General features: G+C 52.7%; 14 protein-coding genes and 1 riboswitch. Of the genes, 2 read left to right on the top strand and 12 right to left on the bottom strand.

Annotated elements, in window-relative coordinates; translation table 11 throughout:
- From A0129_RS11815 to A0129_RS11780, 8 genes are all read right to left on the bottom strand, one after another.
- Positions 1–175, bottom strand: a 175-nt coding sequence (locus A0129_RS11815) for an ATP-binding cassette domain-containing protein (RefSeq protein ID WP_291715209.1), incomplete at its 3' end; no start/stop codon positions are given.
- 5 nt (positions 176–180) lie between these two features.
- Entirely contained in the window at positions 181–1167 is a 987-nt protein-coding gene (locus A0129_RS11810) for an iron ABC transporter permease (protein ID WP_291715207.1), read from the bottom strand.
- A complete protein-coding gene (locus A0129_RS11805; RefSeq protein WP_291715205.1) occupies positions 1164–2021 on the bottom strand; it encodes an ABC transporter substrate-binding protein in 858 nt (285 codons plus the stop codon). The genes A0129_RS11810 and A0129_RS11805 overlap by 4 nt, the downstream gene beginning before the upstream one ends.
- Positions 2018–2587 (bottom strand): bifunctional adenosylcobinamide kinase/adenosylcobinamide-phosphate guanylyltransferase, encoded by a 570-nt coding sequence (locus A0129_RS11800; RefSeq protein ID WP_335618673.1) that lies wholly within the window; start codon positions 2585–2587, stop codon positions 2018–2020. The genes A0129_RS11805 and A0129_RS11800 overlap by 4 nt, the downstream gene beginning before the upstream one ends.
- Positions 2588–2610: 23 nt before the next feature.
- Complete coding sequence (locus tag A0129_RS11795; RefSeq protein ID WP_291715203.1) at positions 2611–4470, bottom strand: TonB-dependent receptor; 1860 nt, start codon at positions 4468–4470, stop codon at positions 2611–2613.
- Between the two features lie 64 nt (positions 4471–4534).
- A riboswitch (cobalamin riboswitch) is annotated at positions 4535–4738 on the bottom strand.
- A gap of 56 nt (positions 4739–4794) precedes the next feature.
- A complete protein-coding gene (locus A0129_RS11790; protein WP_291715201.1) occupies positions 4795–5046 on the bottom strand; it encodes a TIGR02450 family Trp-rich protein in 252 nt (83 codons plus the stop codon).
- 3 nt (positions 5047–5049) lie between these two features.
- On the bottom strand, positions 5050–5595 hold the full coding sequence (locus tag A0129_RS11785) for a lipocalin family protein (RefSeq protein WP_291715199.1): 546 nt from the start codon (positions 5593–5595) through the stop codon (positions 5050–5052).
- Positions 5596–5665: 70 nt separating this feature from the next.
- The gene (locus A0129_RS11780) at positions 5666–6538 is read right to left on the bottom strand and encodes an AraC family transcriptional regulator (RefSeq protein ID WP_291715197.1); all 873 of its coding nucleotides are present in this window, start codon (positions 6536–6538) and stop codon (positions 5666–5668) included.
- Positions 6539–6747: 209 nt separating this feature from the next.
- On the opposite strand from A0129_RS11780, the gene A0129_RS11775 reads away from it, so the two are divergent.
- Positions 6748–7485 carry an SDR family oxidoreductase gene (locus A0129_RS11775; protein ID WP_291715195.1) on the top strand — a complete coding sequence of 246 codons (738 nt, stop codon included), beginning with the start codon at positions 6748–6750 and terminating at the stop codon, positions 7483–7485.
- A 1-nt stretch (position 7486) separates the two neighbouring features.
- On the opposite strand, the gene A0129_RS11770 is transcribed toward A0129_RS11775, so the two are convergent.
- The 4 genes from A0129_RS11770 to A0129_RS11755 form a co-directional block, all read right to left on the bottom strand.
- Positions 7487–7822: a hypothetical protein gene (locus A0129_RS11770; RefSeq protein WP_291715193.1), complete on the bottom strand. Its 336-nt coding sequence runs from the start codon at positions 7820–7822 to the stop codon at positions 7487–7489.
- A 79-nt stretch (positions 7823–7901) separates the two neighbouring features.
- Positions 7902–8360 (bottom strand): SRPBCC family protein, encoded by a 459-nt coding sequence (locus A0129_RS11765; RefSeq protein ID WP_291715191.1) that lies wholly within the window; start codon positions 8358–8360, stop codon positions 7902–7904.
- Positions 8361–8527: 167 nt separating this feature from the next.
- Positions 8528–9157: a DUF1294 domain-containing protein gene (locus A0129_RS11760; protein WP_291715189.1), complete on the bottom strand. Its 630-nt coding sequence runs from the start codon at positions 9155–9157 to the stop codon at positions 8528–8530.
- A gap of 5 nt (positions 9158–9162) precedes the next feature.
- On the bottom strand, positions 9163–10035 hold the full coding sequence (locus A0129_RS11755) for a DNA alkylation repair protein (RefSeq protein ID WP_291715186.1): 873 nt from the start codon (positions 10033–10035) through the stop codon (positions 9163–9165).
- 296 nt (positions 10036–10331) lie between these two features.
- Between A0129_RS11755 and A0129_RS11750 the strand changes: the two genes are divergently transcribed.
- A complete protein-coding gene (locus A0129_RS11750; RefSeq protein WP_291715184.1) occupies positions 10332–11135 on the top strand; it encodes a DUF3800 domain-containing protein in 804 nt (267 codons plus the stop codon).
- Positions 11136–11201: the final 66 nt, after the last annotated feature.

The raw sequence follows: 11201 nt of genomic DNA, 5'->3' as shown, positions 1-11201 counted from the left end.
CAGCCAAGGCACGCAGAAAAGTGGATTTTCCCGCGCCGTTTGGGCCCACCACACAGGTCCAGCGGCCAGCCGCAATACGAGTATCAAGCTGGTGTATGACGGGGCACGCAAAGCGGCCCGAACCCAGTGAAACCGAAAGGCCTTTTACCTCGAATGCGGCAGTAGTCTGGTTCATGTTCATTACCCCGCCCTCCTGTGCATCAGCCACAGCAAATAGCCGCCACCCAGCGTGGCAGTCAACACGCCCACAGGAATTTCCTGAGGCGCAATCAAGCCACGGGCCAGAATATCGGCAGCCAGCAGCAACACCCCACCCATCAGGCTGGCCAACACCACCAACTGTGCATAGGTAGTGCGCACCGCAGCGCGCACCAAATGCGGTGCAGCCAAACCCACAAAGGCAATCAGGCCGGTGTGTGCAACGGCAGTACCGGTGGCCAAAGCGACCACAGCGATCAATGCCATGCGTGCGGGGCGCAAGGGCAAACCCAGACTTTGCGCGGTGTGTTCTCCCAAGGTAAGGGCATCCAGCGTGCGGGAAAAAGCCCAGGCCACAGCCAGGCACAACACGCCGGAAAGCAGCATGATTCCCAGCGATTGCCAACCCACAAAACCGGTAGAACCCAGAATGAACGCTTGCATGGCCTGCAAGGTTTGCGGAACCGCAATCGTGATTAATGATGTCAGCGCACCCAACACCATGCCAACCACCACACCTGCCAGCAGCAGGCGCAGTGTGTGTTGCACGCCTTTGGCCAACGTCAGGGTCAGCAGCACAGCGCCCACCGCACCCACAAAAGCAGCACCGGTTAGGCCCAGCCGCACCACCCACGCCTCGGCAAATGGCGACACGCCCAGTACAGCCAGCGACACTGCCACCGCCAAGGAAGCACCCGACGCGCTGCCCAACAAAAACGGATCGGCCAAGGGGTTGCGAAACAGACCTTGCGCAACCGCACCCGCCAGCCCAAGCAAGGCACCGGCGGCCCAGGCACCCAGTGTGCGGGGTGCACGAATGTCGAAAATTATTTGATGAGCCACCGGGTCACCCCACATGCGCCACACCGATTCAAGACCTGTGCTGCCCACACCCAAACCAATGGCGCACAACAACAGGCTTAAGGCCAACAACAAAACACCCAGCCAAAGGCTTGCGCGTGTATTCATAAGGCACCACCTCGGCTTGTTGGAGTTACATTGCTGTGTTTCAGAATGCACTGCGCCAGCAGGCGGGCACCTTCGGCCATGCGGGGGCCGGGGCGCACAATGGCGTCCTCATCGTCACTGTTGAAAATGCAAATGCGTTGTTCGCGCACCGCACGCAGGCGCTGCCAGCCGGGCCGCTCGGTCATGCCTTGCACATTGCGTTGCCCCACCATGATCAGGTCGGGGTTGGCACGCACCACAAATTCCGGGTTCAGCTTTGGAAACGGCCCCAGTTCAGCAGGCACCACATTGCCCACACCAAGGCGCTTGAGTGTTTGACCGATAAAAGATGATTCACCTGCGGCGTAGGGCGCCCGGTTCACTTCAAAATAAACGCGAATACCGCGCGCATGTTCCGGCAAAGAAGCTGCTGCGGCAGACACACCCGCATCCACATTGCGCCACACCTGCTCGGCCTTTGCCGGTGCAAATCCCAAGGCTTCGCCCACTTTGGCCATCACCACCTGCACCTGTTCATGTGTTTTTGGCTCAAGCATCAGCACTTTCAGGCCGAGTGCCTGCAACCTTTCGGCTGCACGTGTCGATTCTGCCATCAACACAAGGTCTGGCTTCAATGCAACAATCGCTTCAATATTCGGATCAATCCCGCCGCCTACACGGGGCAGTTGTTGAACCGATGCTGGCCAGTTGGAATATCGATCTACACCCACCAAGCGGCTACAGGCCCCCAATTCACATACACTTTCAGTGAGCGAAGGCAACAGGCTGACAATGCGCTGCGGTGCTGCGTGTGCAGCCCATGCCGACAATGCCAGCAGAAAAGCGATTGAATGCCGCACGCCAAATATTTTCATGCGGGTGCCCCTTTCACATACAGCGCCTGCCCGGCCACCATCAAGGTAAGCCGTTCACATGCATCGGCCATGGTTTGGTTCAAGCGCCCCAGTTCATCCACGTAATGGCGCACCTCCTTGCCCATGGGCACAACACCCAAACCAATTTCATTGCTCACCAACACCACCGGCCCTGGCAAGTTGTGCAGCGTGTGAACCAGTTGCTCGACCGTGTGGTGAAACCCTTGTGCAGGTGCAGGCGCACCGGGTGGTGGCATCAACCAGTTAACCAACCACAGGGTTAAACAATCCACGATCAGCAGGGTGTTGCTGGTGCTGTGCAATTTCAAGGCTGCAGGCAGGTACAGGCATTCCTCAACCGCCACCAAACGGGGCACGCGCTTTGCGCGGTCAAGCTGGTGCTGCTCAATGCGTTGCTGCATTTCATCGTCGCCAATATGGGCTGTGGCCACGAGTACAGCTTGCCGTTGTGGATCGGCCTCAAGCCATTGAATAGCCAGGTTTTCAGCGCGGCGCGATTTACCGCTGCGCTGGCCACCCAATATCAGTTCAGAACGGGCAAGCATGTGCATCAATCAGGTTTCACCCTTTAAAAAGACCAGTTGGCAGACACAAACAGGTTTCTGCCCGGTGTGGTAAAGCCATTGGCCAGTGAATAGGTTTTGTCGGTGATGTTGTTCAAACGGGCCGACACGGACAATTCCTGATTCACCTTGCGGCTTACACCGGCGTTAAGCAAACCATAACCACCCAGTTCAATGTTGGGGTCGCTGAAACGAATCGCCCTGTCTTCACGGTCACTGGCCAGTTTCAATTCTCCATAGTACCGCCAGGGGCCAGTTTCACGGCTCAAGTTTAAATTGAATACGTGGCGGGCAATTCGCACAATGCGCTTGTCATCGGGTTCGGTTCTGGGGTCGGTGTAATCATAGGAAGCTTTGACCAACAGTGTTTCAAACTGGCGATCTACCGCGAATGTGGCACCACGCAATGTTGCGCGGGCCGATTGCACATTGGTAGAAGGGGTGATGAAGCCTTGTACCCTATTGTGATAAACCACCGCGCTTGCAACAATTGTTGGCGCAGCATACTTCAGCCCCACCTCTTTGGCACGACTGCGCTGAGGTTGTAAATCGGGGTTACCAAAACCCGGAAAGTACAGCTGGTTGAAGGTAGGCGCCTGAAAGCTGCTGCCCGCACTGCCCACCAAACGCCATTGTGAATTCAGTTTGTAGCCAGCTGAAAAGGCATAGTTATTGAAACGCCCGAACTGCGAATTGTCGTCGCTTCGCAGCACCCCAAGCGCGTCCCACTGGTCGCGGTTCAATGCGTACGATGCCATGAACCCATCAATGGTACGGGCCTTCACGGGGTAGTTCGTGGTGCTGTCCACTTCTTCGCTGCGTTGCTCGGCCAACAGGGTAAGCACATCGCTGCCAAAGCCAATGTCGTTTTGCCAACTGTACTGGTTGCGCTTGGTGTTGAACCGTGCGACACCTGCGTCTGCGCCATCGGACAGGCGGCGATATTCAGTGACCGACTTGTCATCGGACTGCGCAACCAATATGGTGGACTTCCAACGAGGAGCCCACTTTGCCACCCATTGCAGGCTGGACTGGTTCACTTCTGGATTGGCTATTGCCTCGCTATTCATGGAATTCAAACCCAGCGGGTTGGGCGATGGCGTTCCGTCAAAACCATACCGGCCTTTGCTGTACAGCGATTGAAACTTCAACTGATGATCCGTATGTACGTCGGCCACCAAACTGAAATTCAGGCTGCTGGTTTCAAAACGATCTTCATCCGGATTCAAGCCGGTTGCCGCGGGCGTCTTGGCATCAATGCCGCTGCCTCGCTCATGCGAGAAGCCAAGGTTGTAGCCAAAAATACCGCTTTTACCACCGAAATGAGCGGCTCCCAGGCGCTGGCCATCGGTGCCCACACCCACACTGACAGAACGCCGGGGAACACCCGCTTGCCGCGTGATGATTTGAATCACACCGCCCACTGCATCTGGGCCATACAAGGCTGAAGCAGCACCACGCAAAATCTCGATGCGCTCGATGGATTCAAGCGGAATGGTTTCCAGCGAAAGGCTACCATTGGTTGCAGAACCCACACGCACGCCATCCACCAGCAAAATGATTTGTGTGGCCGATGCTCCTCTTAAAAGAATCCCCGTGTTAGAGCGGTAACTGCCGTTGGAAGACATTTGCACGCCCGGCTGTTGGGCCAGCAATTCGCGCAGCGACGTTTGCCCGGCGCGGCTTAGCGTGTCGCGATCAATCACCGTGACATCGGCCAACACATCCGTGACAGGCTGTTCGGTGCGGGTGGCGGTGACCACCACGGATTCGAAAGTTGGATTGGTTTGTGCAAATACAGGAGCGGCCGCAGCAATGGCGACCGGCGTGGCAAGCCATAGCTTTCCCAAGCGAATTGAGTTCATTGTAAGTTTGATTGACGAGTACCCTCACCGCCTTCCCCGACAGTGCATGGGACACAGTGTGCAAATTGCACACCCCGCTGTTGGCCGGTATCCGGGCTGGCAGACGAACCCTCATCACCTTCTCAGGCGTTTAAAACACCCAATGGTTTTTGATGAAAGCCAAGCACAAGACTTGTCTGCGTACCGTTGCGGGGGCAGCGCCAAAGGGCTTCCCGTTTAACTTCAGAACATGGACTGTTCCAAGAGCACCAACAGGCGCATTGTAACGCAGCAGCGCGAAAGCAATTGGGTTTTCTGTCGGTAGGGCCACGATTGATTTGCTTGTTATAAGTACCAATCGATGGTTAAACGTGGTCTCTTCCACCCCTGCAGCCACTGCGCTTCGTCCTGCAAATCCCGCCAGTGAATAATTTGCGTTCGGCCTGAATGCACAGCTTCCAGTTCAAAGTGTTCAACCGGTAATTCTTCGCTGGCAGGCTTGACCACGCTTCGAACCAGAAAATGTTTTTCCTTGTTCACGGGCTTTGCGGCGGTCCACTTGCTGAGCAGCAATTTCTTCGGGTTTAACTGGCGCATGGTTTAACTGCCTTGCGGCGACAGTTCAAGCTTGTTCAAATCAAAACCTTTGGCTTTCAGGCGTTGCAGCAGTGCATTGTATTTTGCTTTGTCCACTTGTTGCGTGCGGGCCAATACCCACAGGTATTCACGGCTGGGTTCGCTCACAGCCACCAACTGGTATTCCGGATCCAGGTCGATCACCCAGTATTTACCCCACACCATCGGCAACCAACTTAACCACGCAGGTGCAAAACGCACTTCCAGCTTGGGCGACTTTAAACCGCCAATTTGACGAGCTTGGCCCTCGGCTTCATCCATGTCGCCGCTGGCCAGTTGGCAACGGTTCAATACTTTCACAGTGCCGTCTTTTTGCAATGAATACTCAGCACTGGTGTTGCGCACACATTGTTTCTGAAAACGGTTTGGATACTTCGCAATTTCAAACCAGGTGCCCATGTAACGGGGAACATCCAGCGATTGAATGGTTTGCAGAGGTGGCGCAGTTTCAGCAGCAAAGGCAGGGAATACAGCACTGATCGAAATCAAAAAAGAAAGCACCAATTTCATCGCGAACCCCAGGATTAAATGATTGGAAAGTTTGGCACATTATTCAGTGCATTTACGAAAAACCAGGAAGTTACGACATACTCAAAATTGACTGACCATGCTGAGTTTCCTGCACAGGTGTACGCCCAAAGTACCGCTTGAATTCCCGACTGAATTGTGACGGGCTCTCGTAGCCCACCATGGCCGACACCTGGGATGCATTCACACCTTTCCTGATCATCAATAGCCGAGCCTTATGAAGCCGGATCGCCTTGATGTACTGAATTGGTGTACTGGAGGTGACCGACTTGAAATGCACGTGAAATGTCGGAACGCTCATATTGGCCTCTTTGGCCAAGGTAGCCACATCGAGTGCACGATGGTAATTTGAATGAATCAGTTTCAATACTTTTGCCACCCTCGACAAATAATGGTCAGAGGAGAAAGCAAGACGCAAACTTCGGCCTTGCTCGCCCGTTAAAACCCGGTAGGTGATTTCCTTGATGATCGAAGGACCCAGAATCGTTGAATCATTCGGGGACTCCAGTATTTCAAGTAACCTGAAGACAGCATCATCAAGCTTGGCATCCACGCGGGAAGCGAACAACGGCGGGAGCTCTTCACCTTGGTCTAAAACAGACTCTTTCAGGTTTAGCATGAGTTCTGCCGCCAATGCAAAATCCACTCGAATGATCAAACCCAGAAGTGGCTCTTCAGCGGTGGCTTGGGTTTCAACTTCAAAGGGAAGGGGGACTGACACCACCAAATAGTGGTTGGCATCGTAGGTGTAAATTTTTCCGTCATGAAATCCACGTTTTGTGCCTTGGACGACAATCACAATACTTGGCTCGTAGAGGGCCGGCATTCTGGCCAATGCGCCGTTGCAACGCATGAAGGTCACCCCATCCAGCGCGGATTCGGAATATCCCTCAGCGGTCGCCATGCGCAGAATCATGGCAACCATCCGAGTCTGCCTTGACCGAGAAAATGTGTCAGTCATATTAACCACCTTCGCCAACTTGCCAATGTCCTGTCAAAGATATCACTCGCAGTCCGCAGGAATTTCAAAAACATATTTATAGGCAATATCCCAAGAGGAATCTGTATTTCCGAAACCTGATGCGGTGCCCAATATTGAGGCTCATCTTTGAATGTGATCGAGGAGATTTTGTGATGCAACAATCATTGGCAACGAAGACAGTTTTAATCACGGGTGCAAGCAGCGGAATTGGTGAAGCCACAGCAAGGTTGCTGAGCGAGCAAGGTCATCGAATAGTCATGGGCGCGCGACGCACAGACCGACTTCAATCGCTTGCAGACAACTTGAACTGGAACGGCGGTCAGGTGGTGTATCAACAAGTCGATGTGACCAAACTGACCGACCTTCACAAACTTGTTGAATTGGCAATCCAAACCTATGGCGGCGTCGATGTCATCGTCAACAACGCCGGAATCATGCCGCTTTCTCACCTGAATGCCTTAAAAATTGACGAATGGAATCAGATGATCGATGTCAACATCAAGGGCGTGCTGAATGGAATTGCAGCTGTCTTGCCGGTCATGAATGAACAGAAGAGTGGTCAGATCATCAATATTTCTTCAATTGGTGGACTTTATGTGGTTCCAACCGGTGCGGTGTATTGCGCTACGAAATACGCGGTCCGAGCGATTTCTGATGGCTTGCGGCAGGAGAACGACAACCTGCGTGTCACTTGTGTTTATCCGGGTGTGGTGGAATCTGAATTGGCCAACACGATCAGCGACCCCACTGCGGCCACTGCGATGAAAAGCTTTCGGAAAATCGCATTGAAGCCCGAGGCAATTGCAAGGGCAATCGCACATGTCATCAATCAGCCTAGCGATGTGGACACCAGTGAGATTGTCGTGCGCCCCACAGCGTCGCCGGCTTGAATCAGATCCAGCGATTCACCGCTTCGGCGGTGTCACCGGGATTGGTATTGAAGCAGATTTTCGCACTCGGCGCATGCGCATGGATGGAGTTGATGATTTTCTCAAACAGCAGATCTTGCCTGGCGCGCAGTTGGGCAATTTCATGGGGCTCGGCATAACGCACATTGCTGGTAAAACCCTGAAGCACCCAAGTACCGCGCTGGCCTAACTGGCTCGCCGAGGTGTTCACCACGTTCAGCCTTTCTACGGCCTCAACAGGTGCGCCCACAATCGCAGCGCAGCGGGTAACCTGCCACTGGCCCTCGTGGCCGCCGATGAATGAGTAGTGATTGTGCATGTGGGGAGCGGGATATCAGTTTGAAACATCAATATCCCAGCATGCCCCACGCCGGTCAAGCACTTAACGACAACTTTCCTTAACCGTGGTCTGGAATGTCAGGCTCAACCAGCTTTGCCAGTTGCTCAAGCGATTCTTGCCAACCCAAATAGCACATCTCTACGGGGATGACTGAGGGGATTCCTTCCTGCACAATGCGTAGCTCCGTTCCGCATGACACTGTTTTCAAGTCAACGGTGACAACCATTTCCCCTGGCAGATTGTCGTCGTCAAAACGATCTGTGCTTCTGATTCGCTGATTGGGCACCAATTCAAGATACTTCACTGCAAAAGTATGGCTGCTGCCGGTGCTGAAGTTGGTAAATGACATGCGGTAGCCACCACCCTCGCGAACATCGATTTCATGAATGGTGCCCGTAAAACCATAAGGTGGGCTCCAGTACTCCAACGCACTTTGATCGGTGAACGCCTTGTAAACCCGCTCTGCTGGCGCGCGCAATACCCTGTGCAACTTTACTGTGCCTGCGTTGTTCGACATCGTCATCTCCTTGAAAATTGTGCCAACCTCAATAGTCGAATGGGGTACGGCGAAATCGACAGGTGTACAACAACTCTTTTTGTTTGGGGAGGTCTGGACCAATTACCGGAATTGGACCGGCTTCCAGTTGTGGGCCAACATGCCCCGGTAGATTTTTACATCTGGATTTAAAACTGCAAACTGAACATTTCCAAATATGCCTGACCTTTGGGAGAAGCCACTAGCAAGAACAAAGATACATTCACAAAAACCGTTAACCAGAAAATCAATCGAAACGGAGCCTTGTTTGATTTGTGCCTGAGCATGTGCTGACCGACAAGAGCACCAGGCCAACCACCCAGCAGGGAAAGCCAGTGTAATGTGCTTTCAGAAGTGCGCCATCCGCCTTTTTTGGCTGCTGATTTATCCATGGCATAGGTGAAGTAAGTCAAAACGCTAATCACCACATAGAACAAAGCCAACAGCAGCGGCGGATTCCAAACCAGGCTCACCACCCCAAACAAGAAAACGAAGGCGGGGATCGCCAAAAAGGACCATGTTCCCCACTGCGCGGGAACCTCCGCGCTGGCGATTTTTTGCCTGGAAACGGGACGTGAGAAATGTACGTTGATCGCTCTGGGCTTTCCCTCTGGCCCTGGCTCAATATTGAAGTAAACACGTTGATTAACTTGGGGACGAGTGTGGCGATTTTTGAATGCCGTCGCGTGAACAAACACCTCGACCTGATTCTCGTGGGACTGAATGAAGCCGAATCCACGATCATCATTCCAGGTTTTAATGGTACCTTCGATGTACATACAATTTATTGAGTTGGTGACTGATTAAGTTTCGCCCTGCTCCTGATTTCCAAAGCCCGGGCATCGCCCTTCTTCGCATGGTAACGCACCGCATGGCGCACCACCCACTTCAATTCATTGGACGCATTCGCCTTCAGCCAACGCTCACAGGTGGAAAAGGCAATCTCTGGGTGGTCTTTGGCGATATCCCCAAGATGATTGGCCACACTGCGTCGCACATACAACGACTCGTCGTTTTTCAGGTATTCGAGTATGGGTAATGTGGGCTGCGGGTTTGCGACAAACGACTGAATCCGCTTTCCCCACGGCAGCTTGGGGCGTGTGCCCTCGCTGCACAGTCGCCTCACATGCGGGTTGGGGTCACTCAGCCACTTGCTAACCTGTTCCAGGGTGCGCATTTGATGGTGAATGAGAAAAGGTCGAATGGCAAATTCTGCCGTAAACCGCATGGTGAGTTCACGCAAGGCTTGCATGGAGATATCGAAGGGATCGTTGCCGTCGTTGTGACCCGGGTCCAAACCGAAATCGGCAATGAAAAAACTGTGTGGCAGGTAGAAAAACCCAGCCAGCCCCAAAGACCCCACTTCGGTTTCTGCCGGCGTGAATGAGTCAATCAGTATGGACACAGCTTGCTGGTAATTGCCGGGCAAAAACTCCCGCAACGATTTTGCAATGTGTTGCGCACGCTGCATCAGCTCCAAGGGTTCAAGATTGGTCAGTGCGTGCTGGCAAAACGCTTCAGCGGGAAATGCCTTGTGCACATAAAGAATGTTCTGGGCCAGGCACTCGATTGACTCCTGGTTCATCAAGACCTTCAGCGGTGTGCCTTTTTGAATCGCGTTGGGTGCCAGTGGAACGGTGGGAGGACGTGGCTGCATTGGCTTCTTGATAAGTGGCGCGGCTGGCGGGGATCGAACCTTCGGAGGCCAAGGGGAAAAGATGTATCTTATTTAACTTATTTTCGTCAGAAACAACGTTAATAGGTGCTTTCAAGACCCTCTGAATTTTTATACTCTGTTGCTTTCACACACAAACTGTGAGATAACACCATTTAACGTCTCGGCACTATTTCGCTATTTTTGTGGTTTTTGGAGTCTCGGCCCACTTTGCGGCACATCCGTAGGCGACTGAATTTTGTTCGTCACAGACTTTTCAAAGTCACTGCGAGACCACAATGAGCAGCAAAACCGACCAAACCACACCCGGCATATTCAGTGACTACATCGTCTATGTCGACGAAAGTGGTGACCATGGCATGCAAAATTTGGATCCAAACTATCCAATTTTTGTCCTTGCCTTTTGCATATTTCACAAGAGGCATTACGCCAATCGCGTTGTTTCCGCACTGCACCAATTCAAGTTCCAGCACTTCGGTCATGACTTGGTTGTACTGCATGAACACGACATCAGAAAAGAAAAAGGCGCATTCACCTTCAAAAGCAAGCTGCAAAAAACCAAATTCCTGGACGAACTGAGTCAACTAATCAAGACCCACAACTTTATTCTGGCTAGTTGTGTCATCGACAAATCAAAACTCAAAGGCTCGCCCGACCAAAACGAGAACCCCTATCATTTGGCACTAGGCTTTTGCTTGGAGACACTCTATGAGTTCCTGCAGGAGAAGAGTCAACAAAAGCAACTCACCCACGTAGACTTTGAATGTCGAGGTAAAAAAGAAGACGACGAGTTAGAGCTTGAGTTTCGTCGGATGACCGATGGCGCAAATCGCGTTGGAATCAACTTCCCTTTTGAGATTATTTTTGCGGATAAAAAGGTGGATTCCCCTGGCTTGCAACTGGCTGACCTCGTCGCTAGGCCGATTGGCCTTAACATTCTGCGCCCCGATCAACCAAACTCTGCTTTTGAAATCTTGAAGGAAAAGTTTTATTGCTCTGGAGGTCGAAAAAACGTCGGGCAAGGATATGAAAATTGGGGCTTAAAAGTTTATCCACCCCAAAAAAGCGAAAAGCCCCGATGAAACCCACCGAGGCTATAGCGCCGACCGGGAGCCCCCAATCCACTTGTTCGAAGTGTAAGCGATATA

The sequence above is a fragment of the Limnobacter sp. CACIAM 66H1 genome (assembly GCF_001601825.1).
In the GTDB taxonomy this organism is placed as follows: Bacteria; Pseudomonadota; Gammaproteobacteria; order Burkholderiales; family Burkholderiaceae_B; genus Limnobacter.
The sequence above is the reverse complement of the archived record's forward strand: the minus strand, read 5'-3'. Positions and strand labels throughout refer to the sequence as shown.